The organism is Mobilitalea sibirica, assembly GCF_015999265.1.
Classification (GTDB): Bacteria; Bacillota; Clostridia; order Lachnospirales; family Lachnospiraceae; genus Mobilitalea; species Mobilitalea sibirica.
Genome location: NZ_JAEAGR010000016.1, coordinates 89,444 through 111,791 on the forward strand (window position 1 = coordinate 89,444; position 22,348 = coordinate 111,791).

At 31.2% G+C, this 22,348-nt stretch carries 18 protein-coding genes and 1 tRNA gene; 17 read left to right on the plus strand and 2 right to left on the minus strand.

What is annotated here, in order from left to right:
- Positions 1 to 167: 167 nt before the first annotated feature.
- Together I5677_RS14125 and I5677_RS14130 are read right to left on the minus strand one after the other, a co-directional pair.
- Positions 168 to 239 (minus strand) — tRNA-Glu (locus I5677_RS14125).
- A gap of 382 nt (positions 240 to 621) precedes the next feature.
- The gene (locus I5677_RS14130) at positions 622 to 1,899 is read right to left on the minus strand and encodes a LysM peptidoglycan-binding domain-containing protein (RefSeq protein WP_197662284.1); all 1,278 of its coding nucleotides are present in this window, start codon (positions 1,897 to 1,899) and stop codon (positions 622 to 624) included.
- Positions 1,900 to 2,405: 506 nt separating this feature from the next.
- Between I5677_RS14130 and I5677_RS14135 the strand changes: the two genes are divergently transcribed.
- From I5677_RS14135 to I5677_RS14215, 17 genes are all read left to right on the plus strand, one after another.
- Positions 2,406 to 4,262, plus strand: coding sequence for a polysaccharide biosynthesis protein (locus tag I5677_RS14135; protein ID WP_197662285.1), 1,857 nt, complete (start codon positions 2,406 to 2,408; stop codon positions 4,260 to 4,262).
- Between the two features lie 130 nt (positions 4,263 to 4,392).
- Positions 4,393 to 5,523 carry a DegT/DnrJ/EryC1/StrS family aminotransferase gene (locus I5677_RS14140; RefSeq protein WP_197662286.1) on the plus strand — a complete coding sequence of 377 codons (1,131 nt, stop codon included), beginning with the start codon at positions 4,393 to 4,395 and terminating at the stop codon, positions 5,521 to 5,523.
- A 54-nt stretch (positions 5,524 to 5,577) separates the two neighbouring features.
- Positions 5,578 to 6,174: a sugar transferase gene (locus I5677_RS14145; RefSeq protein WP_197662287.1), complete on the plus strand. Its 597-nt coding sequence runs from the start codon at positions 5,578 to 5,580 to the stop codon at positions 6,172 to 6,174.
- Between the two features lie 24 nt (positions 6,175 to 6,198).
- Positions 6,199 to 6,840 (plus strand): acetyltransferase, encoded by a 642-nt coding sequence (locus I5677_RS14150; RefSeq protein ID WP_197662288.1) that lies wholly within the window; start codon positions 6,199 to 6,201, stop codon positions 6,838 to 6,840.
- A gap of 62 nt (positions 6,841 to 6,902) precedes the next feature.
- Complete coding sequence (locus I5677_RS14155; protein ID WP_197662289.1) at positions 6,903 to 8,468, plus strand: sugar transferase; 1,566 nt, start codon at positions 6,903 to 6,905, stop codon at positions 8,466 to 8,468.
- A 13-nt stretch (positions 8,469 to 8,481) separates the two neighbouring features.
- Positions 8,482 to 10,530 (plus strand): hypothetical protein, encoded by a 2,049-nt coding sequence (locus I5677_RS14160; RefSeq protein WP_197662290.1) that lies wholly within the window; start codon positions 8,482 to 8,484, stop codon positions 10,528 to 10,530.
- 4 nt (positions 10,531 to 10,534) lie between these two features.
- The gene (locus I5677_RS14165; protein WP_197662291.1) at positions 10,535 to 11,758 is read left to right on the plus strand and encodes a glycosyltransferase family 4 protein; all 1,224 of its coding nucleotides are present in this window, start codon (positions 10,535 to 10,537) and stop codon (positions 11,756 to 11,758) included.
- Between the two features lie 28 nt (positions 11,759 to 11,786).
- On the plus strand, positions 11,787 to 12,896 hold the full coding sequence (locus I5677_RS14170) for a glycosyltransferase (RefSeq protein ID WP_197662292.1): 1,110 nt from the start codon (positions 11,787 to 11,789) through the stop codon (positions 12,894 to 12,896).
- 58 nt (positions 12,897 to 12,954) lie between these two features.
- Positions 12,955 to 14,064 carry a non-hydrolyzing UDP-N-acetylglucosamine 2-epimerase gene (gene wecB / locus I5677_RS14175; RefSeq protein ID WP_197662293.1) on the plus strand — a complete coding sequence of 370 codons (1,110 nt, stop codon included), beginning with the start codon at positions 12,955 to 12,957 and terminating at the stop codon, positions 14,062 to 14,064.
- Entirely contained in the window at positions 14,057 to 15,364 is a 1,308-nt protein-coding gene (locus I5677_RS14180; RefSeq protein ID WP_197662294.1) for a nucleotide sugar dehydrogenase, read from the plus strand. The genes wecB and I5677_RS14180 overlap by 8 nt, the downstream gene beginning before the upstream one ends.
- 15 nt (positions 15,365 to 15,379) lie before the next feature.
- Positions 15,380 to 16,462 carry a Gfo/Idh/MocA family protein gene (locus tag I5677_RS14185; protein WP_197662295.1) on the plus strand — a complete coding sequence of 361 codons (1,083 nt, stop codon included), beginning with the start codon at positions 15,380 to 15,382 and terminating at the stop codon, positions 16,460 to 16,462.
- On the plus strand, positions 16,459 to 17,022 hold the full coding sequence (locus I5677_RS14190) for an acyltransferase (protein WP_197662296.1): 564 nt from the start codon (positions 16,459 to 16,461) through the stop codon (positions 17,020 to 17,022). Before I5677_RS14185 ends, I5677_RS14190 begins: the two co-directional genes overlap by 4 nt.
- A 30-nt stretch (positions 17,023 to 17,052) precedes the next feature.
- Positions 17,053 to 18,177, plus strand: a complete 1,125-nt coding sequence (locus I5677_RS14195) for a DegT/DnrJ/EryC1/StrS family aminotransferase (RefSeq protein ID WP_197662297.1) — start codon at positions 17,053 to 17,055, stop codon at positions 18,175 to 18,177.
- A gap of 53 nt (positions 18,178 to 18,230) precedes the next feature.
- Positions 18,231 to 19,778, plus strand: a complete 1,548-nt coding sequence (locus I5677_RS14200) for a hypothetical protein (RefSeq protein ID WP_197662298.1) — start codon at positions 18,231 to 18,233, stop codon at positions 19,776 to 19,778.
- A gap of 48 nt (positions 19,779 to 19,826) precedes the next feature.
- Positions 19,827 to 20,444 (plus strand): imidazole glycerol phosphate synthase subunit HisH, encoded by a 618-nt coding sequence (gene hisH, locus I5677_RS14205; protein ID WP_197662299.1) that lies wholly within the window; start codon positions 19,827 to 19,829, stop codon positions 20,442 to 20,444.
- A 2-nt stretch (positions 20,445 to 20,446) separates the two neighbouring features.
- Positions 20,447 to 21,223, plus strand: a complete 777-nt coding sequence (locus I5677_RS14210; protein WP_197662300.1) for an AglZ/HisF2 family acetamidino modification protein — start codon at positions 20,447 to 20,449, stop codon at positions 21,221 to 21,223.
- A complete protein-coding gene (locus tag I5677_RS14215) occupies positions 21,216 to 22,331 on the plus strand; it encodes an N-acetyl sugar amidotransferase (protein ID WP_197662301.1) in 1,116 nt (371 codons plus the stop codon). The genes I5677_RS14210 and I5677_RS14215 overlap by 8 nt, the downstream gene beginning before the upstream one ends.
- Positions 22,332 to 22,348: the final 17 nt, after the last annotated feature.

Here is a 22,348-nt window from a genome sequence, read left to right on the forward strand (position 1 = left end):
ACAAGTAAAAATGTTTTATTAAAATATAAATATAGAGGAATGTCATCCACCGTATAATCATGTAGGGTGGATGACATTCCTTATATTAATACTGCATATTATGAACAAACATATGTCTTAAACAATAAAAAAACTGTAAACCTTCATGGTTTACAGTTGATTTTATACAGCTCGTACGGGAATCGAACCCGTGTTTCCGCCGTGAGAGGGCGGCGTCTTGACCCCTTGACCAACGAGCCTCAAGAACAATAATTATAATATACTATCCCATAAAAAAATGCAAGCTTTATTTTAAATATTTTTTAAATTTTTTAATCAATTAATACATTTTAATCGTTGAAGGTACATCATGTTTATCTTGTTTAAAAATGAATAGAGTTTTAATATAGGTAGGAAATATTTACCTTAATCTCTATAATTATTTAAGTAGTATAGATATCAATGATGCTAGTTAATGAAAATATCTTTAACAGAAATAGTTACAGAAAAGTAGATGAACATTTTATAAATTCATTTTTATAATAAAGAATGATATATCCAAAATCACTTAGAAGTTAAATGTATGCTTTAAGCGATTTTGGATTTTTGGGATTAAAAAGTAACTTACTTCTTAATTTATAATTATATAAGTTTTTCGATTTCATACTTTGAATTAATGACTAACCATAACTGTGCATAGTAATCCATGATATTCCATACACTTGGTCCATTGAAATTCTTTGCAGTAATTAAATCAGTGAGTGAATCTATTGTTCTGGCATCGATAAACCATACAATATGCTGTCTATCTTCTCTCACGTATTCAAAATAAGGTGTCTGTGAGACTTCATCAAATTGAATTACTGCACCAACATCCCTAGCTAATTCAACAGCGCCGGATATCGTAAGAGAGTTTGCCCTTGAAAAACCAGCGACATAAGGAAGTTCCCAATTATAAGCAATTATTTGTATTCCTGCAAAAATCTTCTTAGATGATACCATTGTTGATACATAATCTAAATATACTGTTAGATTTGCAATAGAACTTACCGGTGCCGGAGGCATAACACTGGCTCCAAATAAATAGCTTAGAAAACTGATACCATCCACTTCTCTACCAATAGTGATAAAATTAATTCGGATAAAGCTGATATCATTCTCTATTACTCTTATTCCGGGATCGGCAGTTACAAATACGAGATATCCCTCATCGGATAATCGCCTAGTGACTCTTCTGGTAAAGTTATTGTATAATTCTTCATTTGCTTCGGTCAGATATAGAAAAGTCATATTAAAACCATAATAGCCCTTTTCCCTAAGTATTTGAAGAATATTCTCTACTAATTGGTCCTGAATCTCTTCATTGAGCAATATCTCATAGGCAGCCTGCACATTAGGAGTTCCCCTTGCAGTCAAGGTAGTGACTAACATAATTGGTAACGTTCCATATGCTTTTGATAAATCAACAATATTCTGATCATCATAAAAAGTCTCTACTTCACCATTCATTGCCAGTCTATAATTATAGACAAAAAGATAAGTTAAATATGGCAAGGTCTTTCGAAGTATTCTATCATTAATGAATGGGAGAGCATAGCCAATGGTAGAAACTTTTTCTTCATAGTCATAACGGATAACCAAGACTTCACCGGGATAAATATATTCTCTTTCTATTAGAAAAGAATTATTTCTATATAATTGTATGACGGAAATATTATATCTTTCAGCAATACCTTCCAGTGTATCTCCTTCCTGGACTGTATGAGTTTCTTCTGGGTAAGTGATAACAATTGTTTGTCCTGTTACTAAATTATCAGGATCTCTTAGTTCGTTTTCCTGTATTAATCTATTAACAGACACCCCATAGCTTTCAGCGATAGAACTGATGGTTTCCCCTTGCTCAACAACGTATATATCCATAATAAACCCCAAAGTATTTATTTATATCATTATATGTATACATTTCCATATATTTACTTATTAATAAATTCCATAAAAAATCATCTCTAAAATATTACAAAAAATTTAAATCGTGGTTTACATTCCCCACTGTTGATAGTATAATGTTTTATGTCAACATACACAGGGGAGGTCATAACATGTTAAGAATTTACATATGTCCGAAATGTTATAATTACAGAATGGTGTAACGAAAACCGGACGCTATCTGCTTCCATTGTGGCGCAGTATTAGATAAATGCGATGTGGAATATGTCGATTTTATGAACATGACTGAGGAAGAACGAAATTCCTACAAAGAAAGATACATACGAAGAATGGAGCTATATCGAGAGAAGATGGATACGTTGCTTCAGGATCACAAGAGTAATAAGTAAGGGCCTATAATAATAGAAGCAATGGCTTCTATTAAAAGGTTCTTTTTTTAAGATTAACATATTTGAAAAACTATCAATGAGGATAAACGAATGGTTGAGAAAATTATAGATAGAAAACTAAGGATAAGAAAATTGTTTTTACTTTTTTGGGATATTGCAGTATTAATCTTTTCTACAATAATGGGATTATTACTTCGGTTTGATTTTAATTTTTTTCGTATTGATAAAAGATTTTTGGAATCGGTATGGAGCTATCTTCCCATTCATATTATTACAACCATAATTATCTATTATCTGTTTAAGCTTTATCATAGTTTATGGAGATATGCAAGTGTGGTTGAGATGCAGAATATCTTCTCCGCAGTCGTACTATCATCCTTACTCCAATTTGCCGGTCTTAATATACTAGGATATCCGGTTCCAAGAAGTTACTATTTTCTTGCAGGGGGAGTGCAGTTATTTCTTACCTTAAGTAGCCGCTTTGCCTATCGATTTATGAGGGCTGTGGCCAGGGAAACGAGAACACAGGATAGTCTACATAAGGTGATGTTAATCGGTGGAGGGAATGCCGGAAGCGCTATTATCAAAGAGATTAATACGAGTAAGCATATCCATAATACGGTAGTGAAGTGCATCATAGATGATGCACCGGAAAAACAGGGCAGTTATATACAAGGTATTAAAGTGGTTGGTACCAGGAATAACATTATTGAATGTGCTACCCTATATAATATAGATGAAATTATTATAGCCATGCCTTCCATGTCTAAAAAGATAATTAGTGAAATTGTTGATATCTGTAAAGAGACAAAATGTCAATTAAAGATATTACCGGGAATATATCAGTTTATGACCGGTGAGGTTAGCATCAGCCAGCTTCGTAATGTAGAAGTGGAAGATTTACTTGGCAGGGATGCGATTAAGGTAGATCTCAATTCCATTATGAGTTATGTTAAGGATAAGGTTATTCTGGTTACCGGTGGAGGGGGTTCCATAGGCAGTGAGTTATGTAGGCAGTTGGTGGCTCACGGCCCGAAGCAATTGATTATACTGGATATATATGAGAATAATATATATGAGATACAACAGGAACTTAGAAAGAAGTATCCGGAGCTTGACCTTGTGGTTTTAATAGCATCTGTTCGAAGCTCTACCAGAATGAACGCCATCTTTAAAACCTATCGTCCTCAGATTGTATATCATGCGGCAGCCCATAAGCACGTTCCGTTGATGGAGGACAGTCCTAATGAGGCAATTAAAAACAATGTGCTTGGAACCTGGAAGACGGTTATGGCCGCGGATTTATACGGGGTAGAAAAATTCGTCATGATATCAACAGATAAAGCTGTTAACCCGACGAATATTATGGGAGCCTCCAAAAGGATCTGCGAAATGATCGTACAAACCTATAATAACCGTTCTAAGACAGAGTTTGTGGCGGTTCGATTTGGTAATGTATTAGGCTCTAACGGTAGTGTTATTCCACTATTTAAGAAGCAGATCGCTGAGGGGGGACCGGTGACGGTAACTCATCCGGATATTATAAGATACTTCATGACGATACCGGAGGCAGTATCACTGGTACTCCAGGCAGGAGCATATGCCAAGGGCGGCGAAATCTTTGTCCTGGATATGGGCGAACCGGTTAAAATACTTGATCTGGCAGAGAACTTAATTCGCCTCTCCGGATATAAACCAAATGAAGATATCATGATCGAATTTACCGGACTTCGCCCCGGTGAGAAGCTGTATGAAGAGCTTCTGATGGAGGAGGAAGGACTTCAGGATACGGAAAACAAACTGATACATATTGGAAAACCGATTGAGATTGATGAGGAGAAGTTCCTGAGGCAATTGGAGGAATTAAAGGATGTTTGTATGTTAGAGTCAGCGGAGATTAGGAAGTTGGTAAGAGAGATTGTGCCGACGTATGTGATGAAAAATTAATTGTAATTATTATATGATTTATAATATGTACAAGAGTTTCAAATTATGTGGAAATACCTTTATTTACATTAATCTACATCTGAAATATAATTTTAGTACTTAATACTTACTTAGAATGTGAGGCGAAAAGATGGAGAAGCGACGTATATATTTGGCATCACCAACTATGAACGGTAGCGAAAGGGGATATATAGAGGAAGCTTTTGCCACAAATTGGATAGCACCCCTAGGACCGAATGTTAATGAATTTGAAAAAGAGCTAGCAGCTTATGTTGGGATAACTCATGCGGCTGCTTTAACCTCGGGGACAGCTGCAATACATTTAGCTTTAAAAGCTATAGGTATTCGTCAGGGGGATATTGTCTTCTGTTCTTCATTAACGTTCTCAGCAACCTGTAATCCAATTATTTACGAGGGTGGAATACCGGTATTTATTGACAGTGAGAATGATTCCTGGAACATGGATCCGGAAGCACTCCGAAAGGCCTTCGGTAAATATCCGAATGCCAAGGCTGTACTTCTTGTACATCTGTATGGTACACCTGCCAAACTAAAAGAAATTATGGATATTTGTAAGGAATATAAGGTGCCGTTGATTGAAGATGCAGCTGAATCTTTAGGCGCAACTTATCACGGAAAACAGACTGGTACTTTTGGAAGCTTTGGTATATATTCTTTCAATGGTAATAAGATAATTACTACCTCAGGTGGTGGTATGCTGGTTTCAAAAGATGGAGCTGCTATAGAAAAAGCTAGATTTTGGGCTACGCAAGCAAGAGAAAAGGAAATTCATTACGAGCACAAAGAAATTGGCTATAACTATCGCATGTCTAATATTGTAGCAGGAATAGGAAGAGGGCAACTCTTAAGTTTGGATGAATTTATAGAACAAAAGAAAAGCATTTACGATACATATAAAAAGGCTTTTGAAGATATAAAAGACATAACCATGAATCCTATACCGAAGCAATGTGAAGCGAATTATTGGCTAAGCTGTATTACTCTAAATAAAGATAGTAAAGTGAAGCCCTTAGATATAATGATGGCTTTAGAGGAAGAAAATATCGAGTCCAGACCAATATGGAAGCCAATGCACCTACAGCCGGTGTTTAAAGAATATGATTTTATTGCAAAAAGTGAGGTTTTTGGAACGGCTGAAGATATCTTTAACAGAGGTGTATGTTTACCAAGTGATATAAAGAATACAGGCGAGGATATGAAAAAAATCATTGGTATCATTAGAGCGCTATTTAATTGTTGAATTAAAGCTTACTTCTTCGTAGAATAAGAATTTATCAATAAGGGGTGAAGGTAAATGTATAAGAAATATACTAAAAGAATATTAGATGTCATCCTTTCTACTATAGCTATTATTTCACTGTTACCTATAATTTTAATGGTAGCGTTATTGGTAAGAATTAAGCTTGGAAGCCCGATATTGTTTAAACAGAAAAGACCCGGCATGGATGAAAAGATATTTACCCTCTATAAATTTCGTACCATGACAGATAAGAAGGACGAGTCAGGAAAGCTTTTACCTGATGAAATTAGGTTAACGAAATTCGGTAAAATGCTTAGAGCAACCAGTTTAGATGAGCTGCCTGAACTTATCAACATATTAAAGGGTGATATGAGTATCGTTGGACCGAGGCCTTTGCTGGTTGAATATTTATCAAGATATAATGAGGAACAAAGACATCGTCATGATGTAAGGCCAGGATTAACGGGTTTAGCTCAGGTGAATGGACGTAATGCTATAAGTTGGGAAGAGAAGTTTCGATATGATGTTTCATATACAAAGAATGTTAGCTTTCAAACTGATATGATAATTATTATTAAGACTATAAGTATGGTTTTAATAAGACATGGAGTAAGTTCAGGTACTTCTGTTACAATGGAAGAATTTAAGTAATTTAAATCAGAAAGGGGTTAACTCTTGTATAATGATATAATTATTGTCGGTGCAGGTGGTTTAGGAAGAGAAGTATTGTGGTTATTAGATGAACTAAATCAATGTAATCAGGTTTGGAATATAAAAGGTTTTGTGGATGACAATGAGAAGTTATTAAATACTTATATAAATGGTTATCCGGTACTTGGTGGGGTTGATTGGCTTGCAAGTTATAAAAATCCAATATCAGTTGTTTGTTGTATAGCAAAACCCTTAATTCGATTTGATATAATAAAAAAACTTAAAAAAAACCCCCGAATCGTATTTCCAAATGTGATTTCAAAGGATGTTAGATATTCTAATCGGGTATGTTTTGGTGAAGGAAATATCATATGTTTATCTTCTACATTAACAGTTGATATTCAAATCGGTAACTTTAATATTATAAATCCAGCTTGTACGGTTGGCCATGATGTAATAATAAAAAATTATGTTACTGTTTATCCGGGTGTTAATGTTTCTGGTAATGTTATAATAGGAAACCAGGTAGAAGTAGGGACCGGTTCTCAGATTATTCAAGGATTAAATATAAGTGATAATATAATTATAGGTGCAGGAAGTGTAGTAATTAGTGATATAAATGAAAAAGGAACCTATGTAGGTGCTCCGGTAAAAAAAGTAAAATAATAATTATTATATTTATAAACAACAAAAACTTAAGTACAATGTATGAAATGAGGTAAGTTATTATGATTTTATATAAAAGTTTATTAGGAAAAAAAGTTAGGACATATTTAGGAGTAATAGTATTAATAATTTTGTTATGGATAAAAAGTAATTATCCAATAAAAGTTATATTTTCTATGGATATAATAACAACCTCTATAATCACCTTTCTAATTTGGTTAATCTCAATTACATTAACTGATAAGTATGTTCATAAATATCCGCAAAGATATTTAACATATACACTTTCTAAAAACATGAAAGCTTTAGCGGTAGTTATTGTGATGATTTTTGTTTTATTTATTAGTAGTATTTTTGAGAGACAGATTCTTTTTGATATTATATGGGTTATGTTTATCTTGTCAGGAATAGATTTTATACTTGATTTATTTGTAAAAAAAGAAAAAGTCGCTGATATAAATAAACAAATGGAGAATTTTTTATCCAGACTTAATAATCATAATTCGGATTTTAATAAAGAGGAGACTATAAACGCTACTATTAATCAAAAGAGATTATTTAATGAGTACGGAAACATTATGTCAAATTGTGAGAATGAATTTATTAGAAATCATATCACCAATAGTGATAATAATTGTGACACATATTTAATTGTTAATAAAAAACAAAATCTAATAGAATCAAAGGATACAGATTTTTCACTAATCATATATCAGACAAGCCTTAATAATATCAAAAGACTAAATAATACAATAAAAAGTTCAATTCGAGGCTTAAAAAAAGGAGGTTATTTCATAGTAAATTATACTCCTATGGAATATGAACTGGAAAAACTTAAGAAAGAAACATCTAAAATAAAATATCCCTTTAAATATATCAGCAACTTCATCATTTATAGGGGACTCATAAAAATAAAATGGTTATCAAATTTATATTTTGCGAAACCTTTTTCATGGATTGATGCATTTCGAGAGAAATATACAAGCGGCAAAAGAAGAAGTCTTGCTCGCGCAGAAGTATGGGGCAGGTTAGTATATTATGGTATGGAAATTATCGATGAAAAAATAGAAGGTGAAAGAGCTTATTTAATAGCGCAGAAAGTATCAGAACAATCAGCAAATAAAACCCCAACTTATCATGCAGTTGTAACTTTAGAAAAGGTTGGTCTTTGTGGTTCGATAATAAGACTACATAAGGTGCGAAGCATGTATCCTTTTAGCGAATTCTTACAAAAAAATCTCTATAACATGCATGGATTAACCAACACAGGAAAGTTTAAGAATGACTTCAGATTAACTGATTATGGACCATTTATCAGAAAATACTGGATTGATGAGATACCAGGAATTATTGATTGGTTAAAAGGAGATATAAAATTAGTCGGTATGAGAGCAACAAGCCCTCAGTATCTTAGTCTTTATCCAAAAGATATCATTGAAAAATATATGCAAGTAAAACCAGGGCTTGTTCCTCCGATTTTTGATGAAAAAACAGCAGGATTTGATCAAATTGTTCAAATCGAAGGGGAATATCTTGATAGATATTTGTCTAATCCGACTAAAACGGATTTTCTATACTTGTGGTATACATTTAGAGATATTTTTATAAGAAAAGTTCGTAGTAAATAAGGGAGAGGTCATTATGTGTGGAATATTTGGTGTCATTATAAATAGTAAGGCAACAAATTTAAATAATATAGAAAACATAATTAAAGACCTTGTTGAGTTTTCACAATCACGAGGCAGAGATTCATCAGGACTGATGCTATACGATAAAGAGTTAAATGAATATAATATTTATAAAGGTTCAATGTCCATTAAACAATTGACTAAGAATTCTAAATTAAAGAAAAGTATTAAAGATTATATTCATAAATCATGGGAGAATGAATCAGAACTATTCATAATGGGACATTCTCGTCTAGTTACTAATGGAAGCCAAATATCACAACATAATAACCAACCGGTTATTAGAAATAATATGATTGCAATACATAACGGCATAATTGTTAATGATAATGAGATTTGGAAAAGACATAGTGATTATACGAGATATTATGAGGTCGATACAGAAAGTTACTTGGCATTACTGAATGATTTATATGGTACAGATTTAGATATAACAAGTACTATAGATAAAATATATTCTGAAATTGAAGGTACAGTATCACTTGCTACAGTAATATCTAAAAGTAAATCGTTACTATTACATTCTAATAACGGTTCTTTATATTTAATGACGGATTTACAGAATGTTTTAATATTTGCATCAGAAAACAATACTTTGAAAAGAATTTATGAAAAATATGATTTTGATAATAAAGAAAAAATTCAAATCTTTCAATTAAATAAAGGTAGCTTTGGTTTATGTGATTATGCAGATATGACAATAACAGTTCATGAAAATATAAATCCATTAACAAATACACTTGAGTTTAAACGATATAATGATAACGTTACGATTAATGTAAATGAAATACAAAAAAAATCGAAAGAAGAATTGGATCTCGTTCCAAGTATTCCTACAGTAGTAAATAGTAGCGAAAATGTTAAATTATCAAAAATGCTACAATATGATAGAGATAATGCTATAAATATAAAGAGATGTACTAAGTGTTTATTACCATCAACATTTCCTTTTATTAGATTTGACGATCATGGTGAATGTAACTATTGCCATAATTATAAAATTAAGAATAAACCTAAGAAACTCGATGAGTTAATCGACTTAATAGAGCCTTATCGAAGAAAAGATGGAAAACCGGATTGTATTGTCCCTTTTAGCGGTGGTAGAGATAGTACTTACGCTTTACACTTAATAAAAAATGAGCTTAATCTGAATCCTATTGCCTATACATATGATTGGGGGATGGTTACAGATTTAGGCAGAAGGAATATTGCTCGTGTTTGTGGAAAATTAGAGGTTGAAAATATAATAGTTGCTGCTGATATTAGAAAGAAGAGACAAAATATTAAAAAAAATCTAAGTGCTTGGTTACGTAAACCTCATTTGGGTATGCTTCCTATTCTTATGGCTGGAGATAAATATTTTTATTATTATGTTGAAAAAATTAAAAGAGAGACAGGAATTAAATTGAATATATGGGGTGTAAATCCCATGGAAAACACGGACTTTAAAGTAGGCTTTGTTGGTGTAAGTCCCGATTTTGAAAAAAAATATATATACTCACTTTCCATAGGAAGAAAATTCAAATTAATTTCAAGTATGGGGAAGATAGTAGCCAGTAATCCTGCTTATATAAACAGTTCTGTATTTGATACCTTAGGGTCCTTTGTTTCACGTTCAATTCTACCACATAATGATTATTTTCATCTGTTTGACTATTATAAATGGGATGAACATGAAATAGATGATTTAATTAGTAATGAATATAACTGGGAAAAAGCAGTTGATACATCTACTACGTGGAGAATAGGTGATGGTACAGCGGCTTTCTATAATTATGTATACTTTACCGTGGCAGGTTTTTCAGAGCATGATGCCTTTCGAAGTAACCAAATCAGAGAGGGTGTAATAACTCGAGAAGAAGCTTTGAAACTAGTAATTGAAGAAAATAGACCTAGACATGCTACTATTAAGTGGTATTTAGATACAGTAGGCATGGATTATGAACAAGTAATATCTATAGTAAATCAAATTCCTAAACTCTACAAGAATAGAGAGGAGTAGAACCATGATAGACAAAACTTCTATATGGTGTATATCTAAATATGCATCTCCACCAAATTATGGAGTAGGTTCGAAATTATTTACAGTAGCCAAACGTTTTAGTGATATGGGATGTGATGTATTATTAATAAGTTCAGATTCTAATCATTTATCAAAATACCCAGAAAGCAATCAAACATATAATTTTGAAAAGTATGGGAATTTAGATCATATTTGGATTAAAACAATGAAATATGATAGAAGTGCATCAATCAAGCGAATATTAAGCTGGTTTGCATTTGAATATAGATTATTTCGACTTAATAAAAAGAAACTTAAGAAACCAGATATAATAATAGTTTCATCTCTTTCTCTTTTAACTGTTATTTACGGAATATATATAAAGAAAAAATATGGTTGTAAACTTGTGTTTGAAATAAGGGATATACATCCATTAACATTAACAGAAGAATTAGGTGTTAGTAAATGGAATCCATTAGTATTATTGTTGAGATTTATAGAGAGAATTGGATATAAGAAATCCGACTTAATAGTTGGAACTATGCCAAATCTTAAAGAGCATGTAATAGAAACCATTGGTTATGAAAAAGATGTATTTCATTCTCCAATAGGGATACATTCTACGTGGTCAAATGAATTAGAACAAAGCGATAATGTAGATCAACTATTCCCTAAAACAAATCAATTTTTTATTGGTTATGCAGGAAGTATGGGTATTTCTAATGCTATGGATAATTTTATAGAAGCAATTGAACGTATGGCTAATATAATGGATGTGTACTTTGTACTTGTCGGAGATGGTGATCTTAAAGCATCTTATTCAAAAAGATTATCTGAGCTAAAAAATGTTAAGATGGGACCAAAATTAAAACAAAGTGAAATACCATATTTTTTAAGTAAATGTGACTTGTTATATTTATCAACTCATGATTCTAAAGTATGGAAGTATGGTCAATCTATGAATAAAGTGATAGATTATATGATGTCAGGTAAACCAGTTGTGGCATCCTATTCGGGATATCCATCAATGTTAAATGAAGCTAATTCTGGTGTTTATGTAAAGACGAAAGATACCGATGCTATTATTGATAAATTCATATTTTTTAAGAATATGGAATTAAAAGAAAGATTGGCTTATGGGGATAGAGGAAAAGCATGGGTTAAAGAAAATCATAGCTATGAAACTATAACAAGAAAGTATTATAAAAAAATATCAGAACTTATTTAAATAAAGTGAGAACTGAAGAGGTAGGTTAATGATAAAAGTATGCCACGTAACAAGTGCACATAATAGATATGATGTTAGAATTTTTGAGAAACAATGTGTATCTCTTGCCCAGAATGGTTTTAATATTTCGTTACTTGTAAATGATGATTTACAAGATGAAATAAAAAAAGGGGTTAAAATCATATCATCAAAGTTTAGACCTAGAAATCGAATAGATAGGTTTATTAACTCTAGAAATAAATTATATAAAAAAGCAATAGAATTAGATGCAGATATATATCACTTACATGATCCGGACTTACTTTTGCTAGGTAGTAAATTACTTAAATTAAATAAAAAAGTAATATTTGATTCCCATGAGGATGTTCCAGAAACTATTATGGAAAAACATTGGATACCAAGCGTTTATAGAAGATTAATAAAATTTATTTACTGTAAATATGAAAAAGTTTCACTAAAACAGTATACAGCTCTTGTTTCAGTTACACCTCATATTGTTGAAAGACTTACAAAAATAAATCCTAAAACAATTATGATAACTAATTATCCAATAGTAAATGAAAATGAAGTTATTAATAAAAATACTGAAAATTATATTTGTTTTACAGGTGGAATAAGTGAGCAATGGAATCATGAAATTGTTTTAGATGCTATAACACATATAGACAATATCAGATATATTATAGCTGGATCTGGAAGTGAAACATATATTAATAAGTTAAAAAGTCATCCAGCTTGGAATAAGGTTGATTATTTGGGTTTATTGCCATTTTCAGAGGTGAAGAAGATATTCACTAGATCATTGGCAGGTATCGCACTTAACTGGTCATTACAGGCAGGAAATATTGGTACTTTGGGTAATACAAAATTATTTGAATATATGGAAGCAAAGCTACCGGTAATATGTACAAATTATAAGTTATGGAGAGAAATCATTAATAAAAATAATTGTGGTATTGTTGTAAATCCAAATAATTCAAATGAAGTTAAAGAAGCAATCAATTACATTATTAAAAATACAAAAGAATCAGAGGATATGGGTAACAATGGTAGAGATGCTGTATTAAATGAATTCAATTGGAAGACCCAAGAAAAAATACTGATAAAAATGTATTTAGAAATATTATCAGAAAAGTAGTTTTGGATTTCTAATTAAATAATAAATTGTAAATATACTATAAGGAAAAGAGGTATATATGAAACTAGTGACTATTATAGGTGCTAGACCTCAGTTTATTAAAGCTGCAACATTTTCTGAAATCTTTCGAAAAGAAAATCAGGAAGTATTAATTCATACAGGTCAGCATTACGATGTAAATATGTCAGATGTCTTTTTCGATGAACTAGGTATTCCTAAACCTGACTATAATTTAGGTGTAGGATCAGGCAATCACGGTCAACAGACAGGCCGAATGCTTGAAAAAATTGAACATGTTATTATGAAGGAAAAACCAGATGGAATGCTTGTTTATGGAGACACTAATTCAACATTAGCAGGTGCTTTAGCAGCAAGCAAATTACATATACCTGTTTTTCATATTGAAGCTGGGCTTCGAAGTTATAACAAATTTATGCCTGAGGAGCAAAATAGAATTCTCACAGATCATGTCTCTAAATTACTTTTTTGTCCTACTGAAACAGCTGTAAATAATTTGAAAAAAGAAGGTATTGTTTCAGGAGTAATACATTCTGGAGATATAATGTACGATGCAGTATTAAGAAATATAGACATATCAGATAAACTATTTAAGAATGACATATGGAAAACTTCTATTAGTAGTAAAGAAAATAGCAAAATACAATATTTAACAGAAAAAGATTATTATTTATCAACAGTACATCGTGCTGAGAATACTAATGATATATCTAAACTAAAAACAATATTTGAAGCTTTTGAATATTTAGATAAACCAGTTTTGTTGCCTCTTCATCCAAGAACCCGAAAGTTAATAGATGAGTCAAATATTACAAGTAAAAATGTTTTTATAATAAATCCTGTGGGTTACCTATTAATGTTATACTTAACTAAGAATGCATCTATGGTTATTACAGATTCTGGTGGTCTTCAAAAAGAAGCATATTTCTTACAAACTCCATGTACTACTTTAAGGGATCAAACAGAATGGGTAGAAACACTTGAAAATGAATGGAATGTTTTAAGTAAAATTGAATTAGATAGCATACTTAAAAGTGTATTGAGAAAACAAGAATGTTTAAAATATCCACAACCATTGTTGTTTGGTGATGGACATGCTGCAGAACATATTTGTAAAGCTATCATAAATGGAGGATTTAACCATGAGTAATGTGAAGGAAAAAATAATAAATAAAACAGCAACACTTGGAGTTATAGGACTAGGTTACGTTGGTTTGCCATTAGCAGTGGAAAAAGCAAAAGCTGGATTTAAAACAATTGGATTTGATGTTCAAAAATCTAAAGTTGATATGGTTAACTCAGGAAAGAATTACATAGGAGACGTTGTAAATGAAGATCTTGAAGCAATTGTTAATTCGGGTCTTTTATTAGCAACAACTGATTTTGCTCAAGTAGCCACAGCTGATTGTGTTTGTATATGTGTACCAACACCTTTAGATGCTCATCAACAACCAGATATTAGTTATGTTAAGGCATCCGCTGAAAGTATTGTTCCACATATGCATAAAGATATGTTAATTATTCTTGAATCAACAACGTATCCAGGGACAACAGAAGAGTTTCTAAAACCTATTCTTGAGAAATCAGGTTTAAAATGTGGAGAAGATTTTTATCTCGCGTTTTCGCCGGAACGTGTTGATCCAGGAAATTTGATTTATAAAACGAAAAATACACCAAAGGTTGTAGGGGGAATTACACCTAACTGTACAGATGTTGCTGCAACCTTGTATGAAGTTATATTAGAAGCTCCCATACATCGAGTTTCTTCACCGGCTGTAGCTGAAATGGAGAAAATACTTGAGAATACTTATCGGAATGTTAATATCGGCCTTGTGAACGAATTGGCAATATTAAGTAATAAAATGGGTATTAATTTTTGGGAAGTAATAGATGCAGCAAAATCAAAACCATATGGTTTTCAAGCGTTTTATCCGGGACCGGGTCTAGGGGGCCATTGTATTCCACTTGATCCGTATTATCTATCTTGGAAGGCTCGTGAGTATGGTTTTCATACCTCTATGATTGAGTCTTCTATGATGGTAAATGACCGTATGCCAGAATATTGTGCGGAAAGATCAAGTAAGATTTTAAATAGAAATAGAAAAGCAATGAATGGTTCAAAAATCTTGGTTCTCGGCGTAGCATATAAGCAGGATATTGATGATTATAGAGAAAGTCCTGCTATTCGAGTAATAGAGGAATTGGAGAAAGAGGGAGCAGAAGTGGTATTTTATGATCCGTTTGTTTCGGAATACCATGAGCATGGTTTTGTAAAGATAGGTGAACCTGAATTAACTAAGGAACTTATTGAAAGCGCGGATCTTGTTATTATTACTACTGCACATACTAATGTTGATTATCATTTTGTACAAAAACATTCAAAAATGATTTTTGATACAAAGAATGTGATGAAAAATATCGAATGTAGAGACAACATTGAATTATTGTAGAGAGGTGGTATTAAATTGAGTTTAAAATATGCTTTAATTGGATGTGGGAGAATATCGCCGAATCATATCGCAGCTGCACAGGATAATAATTTAGAGATCGTAGCAATATGTGATATAGATGTAACAAAAATGGATGAAATATCTGACAAATTTAAACTTTCAAATAATATCCATAGATATGTTGATTATAAAGATATGGTTAAAAATGAGAAGCTCGATTTAATTGCTATATGTACAGAAAGTGGTAAGCACGGCGAAATTGCTTTAAACTGTATTGAAGAGGGAATTAATTTAATTATTGAAAAACCAATAGCTTTATCACTTGAAGAAGCAGATGAAATTATTTTCAGAGCAAAAGAAAAGAATATAAAAGTATGTGCTTGTCATCAAAATCGTTTTAATAAATCTATTCAAAAAATTAGACAAGCATATGAAGAAAACAGATTTGGTAAACTTTTACATGGTACAGCCCATATTCGTTGGAATAGAGGAAAAGATTATTATATACAGGCTCCATGGAGAGGAACCTGGGAGCAAGATGGTGGAGCATTAATGAATCAGTGTATACACAATATTGATCTTTTAATTTGGATGATGGGTGAAGAAGTAACCGAAGTAATTGGTATTACTGATAATTTAATTCATGATTTTATTGAAGCAGAGGATGTTGGGTTAGCATTATTGAAATTTTCTAATGGTAGTTATGGAATTGTTGAGGGCACAACTAATATCTATCCCAGGAATTTAGAGGAAACACTTTATATATTTGGAGAAAAAGGGACTGTAAAAGCTGGTGGTAAATCAGTTAATTTAATTGAAGAATGGCAATTTGCAGATGAAATAGATAATTCGGAAGAGATAAAAGCTAAATATAATGAAAATCCACCCAATGTATATGGTTACGGTCATAAGCCATTATATACTGATATGATTGATGCAATAATTAACGACAGAAAACCGTATATTACAGCCGAAGATGGACGAAGAGTTCTAGAAGTGGTTTTGGCTATATATAAGTCAGCTGCAGAGGATAAGAAAATTAAGCTTCCGTTGAATAAATGTAGCACAATGGAATTTAAAGGAAGGTTTGATCGATGAATTATTATGCTCATGAAAGTAGCTATATAGATAATAATGTAACTATCGGGGAAGGAACTAAAATTTGGCATTTCTGTCATATTCAAACAGGTTCCATAATTGGTGATAGATGTTCATTAGGACAAAATGTTAATATTTCAAATAATGTAAAAATTGGTAGTGGTGTGAAAATACAAAATAATGTATCTGTTTATGAGGGTGTAGAATTAGAAGATTATGTTTTTTGTGGACCATCTATGGTTTTTACTAATGATTTAACACCAAGAAGTAAATATCCTAAGGGAACAGAAGGATATAAAAAAACTCTAGTTAAATATGGAGCTTCTATTGGAGCAAATGCAACGATAGTCTGTGGCAATACAATTGGAAGATGGGCAATGGTGGCCTCTGGAGCAGTTGTTACAAAAGATGTTCCTGACTATGCACTGATGGCAGGGGTACCAGCCAAACAAATTGGCTGGGTTTGTGAATGTGGAAGACCTTTAAAATATGGACTAAATTGTGATGAATGTGGTAGGGAATACGTCTTGGAGAATGATAAGTTTAGAGAGAATAAATAAACTAGATTTTTAGGGCTGGGAGTGATAAATATGGAATTTAGAGATTTAAAATCACAATATCTTAAATATAAAAAAGAAATCGATATAGCAATAAATAACGTATTAATGAACGCTGATTTCATTGGCGGCAAAGAAGTAAAAGTTTTAGAAGATAGACTTGCTGAATATGTTGATGTAAAATATTGTATCTCATGTGCGAACGGTACAGAAGCTATGACATTATTAATGATGGCATGGGATATAAAAGAAGGAGATGCAGTTTTTGCTCCTGACTTTACTTTTTTTTCAACTGGTGAGATTGTATCTTTTTGTGGCGCCACACCGATATTTGTAGATGTAGATAATGTTACATTTAACATGGATACCATTAAGTTAGTTGAAGCTATTGAAAAAGTTATCGAAGAAGGAAAACTTAAACCAAAAGTAATTATTCCTGTCGACTTATTCGGTCTTCCTGCAAATCATATTGAAATTATCAAAATAGCAAAGAAGTATGATCTTTTAGTTTTAGAGGATGCAGCTCAAGGTTTCGGAGGAAGTATTAATGGAAAAAGAGCTTGCAGTTTTGGAGATGCTGCTACTACGTCGTTTTTCCCAGCAAAACCTTTAGGTTGTTATGGAGATGGTGGAGCAATATTTACTAATGATGATAATCTAGCTAAGCTACTCAATTCATTAAAAGTACATGGAAAAGGTGAAAGTAAATATGATAATGTTAGAATAGGTGTTAATTCGAGATTAGATACAATACAAGCAGCTGTTTTAAATGTTAAGTTAACTGCATTTATCGAGCATGAACTTGAAGATGTAAACCAAATTTATAAAATATATAATGAAAAACTTAATGGAGTTGTGGAAACTCCAATTATACCAGAAGGATATATTTCTAGTTTTGCACAATATACTATTAAATTACCGGATAAGTATATAAGAGATAAAATTCAACTCAGACTAAAGGAAATTGGTATACCAAGTATGGTATATTATGTTAAACCTATGCATAAGCAAGAGGCGTTTTCGAAGATGAAATTTAATGAAGAAGATTTTGTTGTTACTAATAAATTATGTGATACTGTTTTATCTTTACCAATGCATCCGTATCTTAGTAAGAATGATGTTATCGAAGTTTGTGATGCTATAAGCGCAATACTATAAATTTTTTTAATGATACTAATGATAGATTACAGGTGAGTGATACGGAGGATATTATGATTAAAAGTAAATTGAGTAACTTTTTTAAAAGTATAAAAAGAGATAATCTTTTACATATTATTTTTCAGATTTTAATTTTTTCTTCTTTTTGGGGTTCAAAGTGTTTTCCTATAACAGTTCCCGGAATAGGTGAACTTTATTTGTTTCGTATTTCGTTAATATTATTTGTTTGTTTTTATATTTATTATAATATTAAAAATAAACATAATCCTTTTGTAGGAAGAACAAAAATTGAATATGCAGTTTTTAGTTTAGCTATAATAATGATTTTATATGGATTTATTTCGTTATTTAGAGCGATAGATTTTGTATATACGTTTCGAAGATTATTTAATCTTAGTTTTAATATCATATTTTTAATAGTAATTATTCTTTTTATCGACAGCAAACAAAAAGTTAAATTTACTATAATAAATTGTTTCGTTAATTTTATACTGCTGCAATTATTAGGAGTATATGAGATTTTTAATGGTGGTATTTTTTATGATTATTATAATAATTATAAAAGATTTGTACTATTTAACAAAGCATACCAACATCCATTAGTTAGTTTTTCAAATACGAATGATTTTAGTAGCATGCTAATATTTTGTTTACCTATTTTAGTATTAGCTCTTGTTTTAACAATAAATAAAACAAATGAACGTAAGAGTAAAATAATATATTCAATTATTTTGGTATTCATAATATCGTTAACATACTTTTTAATAAAGGCAGCAGGTGCAAGATTAATATATGTTTCCTTTGCAATTCTTTTAATAGGACTTGCTTTTTATATTGTATTTTATAATAGAAAATTAATACATACACTTGGAACTATTGTTTTATGTTTGTTTTTTGTTATAGTTTTAGAAAACTATACTACTATTAGTATCAATATAAAGAATTATATAAATACTGTTAAATATGAAGCAGAAATAAAAAAAATAAACAAAAATACAAATTTAAGTGAATCAAATACAAATGACACAAATAAAGATAATATAAATGAAATAGAGAAGCCAGTAATATTAAATCCTCCATCGGTTGTAAAGGTACCATTAAAAGATCAATTTTTTACTTCGGATGAAGAGTCTGGAGAATTAAAGTTAAATATTACTGCTAGTGGTGGCGTTAGAGTAGCTTTAATCATATTTGCTATGGATAGCTTTATTGATTCAAAGGGTATGGGAGTAGGACTTGGCAATACTGAACTTATGGCTAAAGAGGTATCAGCAGAAAAGTTTGGGGGATTATGGTCTATACATAGCTTTCCGGCAAGAATTATTGCAGATATGGGAGTATTTGTTATAATACCTGCAGTTTTTGTAATATGGTTAATATTTAAAGAAATATTTAATTTAATACGTAAGTATCGCAAGAGTAATTTCCATATAACAGTGGTTATATTTACTTTGATTATAATACTTGGTTTTCCATTTGTTTCAACTTCATCATCAGATGCTCAAGATATACTAAGTATGTGGCTTAGTATTGCAGCAATTATTTTATTATTAACAAAGATACCAGAGTTATATAGTACGGATGAAATAGAAATTAATTAATAAATTAATTATGTTTATTTCTATAACTTTTAGATTGGAAGGTAACGTATGATTGTTGTATTAGATTACGGTATGGGTAATGTAGGTTCTATTCTAAATATGTTAAAAAAAATAGGTGTTAGTGCAAAGTCCGCTTTGGATACAGATATGATAGATCAAGCAGATAAGCTTATACTTCCTGGAGTCGGTGCATTTGATAAAGGGATGGAATTATTGATAAGTAAGGGATTTGATGAGGCAATAAAACGGAATGTACTAGAAAAAGGTAAACCAATCCTCGGCATTTGTCTAGGGATGCAAATGTTAGGTCGTAAAAGTGAAGAAGGGGAAAAGCCTGGGCTCGATTTAATCCCTTTTGATAACGTGAAATTTCATTTTAACTCAAGTAATTGTTTGAAGATTCCGCATATGGGATGGAATTATGTAGATATATGTAATTCCAACTCGCCATTATTAAGAGGTATCGAGACAAAACAAAGATATTATTTTGTACACACATATCATGCAGAGTGTGATAAGAGAGAAAATGTATTAATGGAAAGTTATTATGGGTATCCATTTACAGCTGCAGTACATGATCGAAATATTTACGGTACCCAATTTCATCCGGAAAAAAGCCATAACTTTGGAATGAAATTATTATTGAATTTTGCAAAGGAATGTTAATAATGTATAATAGACCAAGGGTAATTCCATGCTTATTGCTAAAAGATCAAGGTTTAGTTAAAACAATTAAATTTACATCACCCAATTATTTGGGGGATCCAATTAATGCTGTGAAAATATTTAATGAAAAAGGTGTGGATGAATTATGTTTATTGGATATAACTGCTTCTCGAGAAGGAAAAGGACCAGACTTTGATTTTCTATTATCTATAGCAACAGAAGCTTTTATGCCAATGAGTTATGGTGGTGGAATTACTAGTTTTGAGCAAATTAAAAAGTTATTCTATATTGGGTTTGAGAAAGTCATACTAAATACTGCTTTAATTAGAAATCCAAGCTTAATATCAGAAGCGTCCAAATATGTAGGAAAACAAAGTATCGTAGCATCTATTGATGTAAAAACAGAACTATTAGGTAAAAAATATTGCTATATATTAGATGGGACAGAGCGTATCAAAATAAATCCGATAGACTTAGCAAAAAATGCTGAACAGCTTGGTGCTGGGGAAATATTAATTAATTCTATAAATAATGATGGAACTATGCAAGGATATGATATAGAACTAATAAAACAGGTAAGTAATAGTGTGAGTATTCCAGTAATAGCATGTGGCGGAGCAAGTAACGTAACCGATATAAAACGAGTGTTAACTGAAGGTGAGGCTCATGCGGCAGCAGCAGGAAGTATGTTTGTTTATTTTGGAAAGAAAAAGGCCGTATTAATTAATTTTCCTAGTGAACAAGAATTTATTGCAGAAGGAGTATATAGTAATGAATAAATATCAGATATGTAATCGATGTATCATGGATACTACAGATCCGGATATAGTTTTTGATCAGAATGGCATTTGTAATCATTGTAATCAGTATGATATAAACGTTAAAGTATACGGATACCATAAAGATACTAGTGAAGATAAGTTAAGAGAAATTGTTAATAAAATTAAAAAAGAAGAAAGAAATAAAGAGTATGACTGTATTTTAGGTATTTCTGGTGGAGTGGATAGTTCTTATCTTGCATATTTGTCACATCAGTTAGGATTACGTATTTTAGCAGTACATGTTGATGCTGGTTGGAACAGTGATATTGCAGTACAAAACATTCAAAAAATATGTAAAAAATTAAATATTGATTTGCATACTATTGTAATTGATTGGCCTACCATGAAAGAATTACAGAGAGCATATATGTACTCAGGGTTACCCAATTTAGATGTACCACAAGATCATGCTTTTCTTGCAGCGGTTTATAACTATGCAAAGAAATATAAATTAAAATATATGCTCAATGGTAGTAATTTTGCAACAGAGGGCATTTTACCAAATTCATGGGGACAAGCTGCTATAGATTATAAAAATATTAAGGGTGTATATAATAAGTTTGGTAGAGGAAAAAGTATAAAAAAATATCCACATTTTAATATATGGCAATATTTTTATCTACAACAAAAAGTAATAAGAGTTAATTTGCTGAATTATATTGACTATTCCAAAAGAGAGGCTATTGATACATTAAAACGTGAGTTTGATTGGAAGTATTATGGTGGAAAGCATTTTGAGTCAAGGTTTACTAAATTCTTTCAATCTTATTATTTACCACAAAAGTTTGGATATGATAAAAAAAGAGCACACCTATCTAGTTTAATAGTAGGTGGAGAAATGTCTCGCGAAGAGGCAATAATAGAAATGGAAGATAGTTCATCATATACCTTAGAAGAGATGTTAGAAGATAGAGATTATATTTTAAAGAAATTAGATATTCCTATGCAAGAATGGGATAAAATAATGAATCAAAAGGTAAAAAAAGAAACAGATTATCCTTCTAACAAGTATTTAATTGAAAAATTAATTAAAGTTAAAAGGTTAATAAAAAGTATGAAACGTTAGTATAAAACAAGGAGAAA

Excerpts from the sequence above, each read along its gene's own strand:
- I5677_RS14160 (WP_197662290.1), top strand. The coding sequence starts at position 8,482 with ATGTGTGGAATATTTGGTGTCATTATAAATAGTAAGGCAACAAATTTA.
- I5677_RS14200 (WP_197662298.1), top strand. The coding sequence starts at position 18,231 with ATGATTAAAAGTAAATTGAGTAACTTTTTTAAAAGTATAAAAAGAGAT.
- I5677_RS14210 (WP_197662300.1), top strand. The coding sequence starts at position 20,447 with ATGTATAATAGACCAAGGGTAATTCCATGCTTATTGCTAAAAGATCAA.
- I5677_RS14195 (WP_197662297.1), top strand. The coding sequence starts at position 17,053 with ATGGAATTTAGAGATTTAAAATCACAATATCTTAAATATAAAAAAGAA.
- I5677_RS14155 (WP_197662289.1), top strand. The coding sequence starts at position 6,903 with ATGATTTTATATAAAAGTTTATTAGGAAAAAAAGTTAGGACATATTTA.
- I5677_RS14215 (WP_197662301.1), top strand. The coding sequence starts at position 21,216 with ATGAATAAATATCAGATATGTAATCGATGTATCATGGATACTACAGAT.
- wecB (WP_197662293.1), top strand. The coding sequence starts at position 12,955 with ATGAAACTAGTGACTATTATAGGTGCTAGACCTCAGTTTATTAAAGCT.
- I5677_RS14145 (WP_197662287.1), top strand. The coding sequence starts at position 5,578 with ATGTATAAGAAATATACTAAAAGAATATTAGATGTCATCCTTTCTACT.
- I5677_RS14190 (WP_197662296.1), top strand. The coding sequence starts at position 16,459 with ATGAATTATTATGCTCATGAAAGTAGCTATATAGATAATAATGTAACT.
- I5677_RS14170 (WP_197662292.1), top strand. The coding sequence starts at position 11,787 with ATGATAAAAGTATGCCACGTAACAAGTGCACATAATAGATATGATGTT.
- I5677_RS14165 (WP_197662291.1), top strand. The coding sequence starts at position 10,535 with ATGATAGACAAAACTTCTATATGGTGTATATCTAAATATGCATCTCCA.
- I5677_RS14140 (WP_197662286.1), top strand. The coding sequence starts at position 4,393 with ATGGAGAAGCGACGTATATATTTGGCATCACCAACTATGAACGGTAGC.
- I5677_RS14135 (WP_197662285.1), top strand. The coding sequence starts at position 2,406 with ATGGTTGAGAAAATTATAGATAGAAAACTAAGGATAAGAAAATTGTTT.
- I5677_RS14180 (WP_197662294.1), top strand. The coding sequence starts at position 14,057 with ATGAGTAATGTGAAGGAAAAAATAATAAATAAAACAGCAACACTTGGA.
- hisH (WP_197662299.1), top strand. The coding sequence starts at position 19,827 with ATGATTGTTGTATTAGATTACGGTATGGGTAATGTAGGTTCTATTCTA.
- I5677_RS14130 (WP_197662284.1), bottom strand. The coding sequence starts at position 1,899 with ATGGATATATACGTTGTTGAGCAAGGGGAAACCATCAGTTCTATCGCT.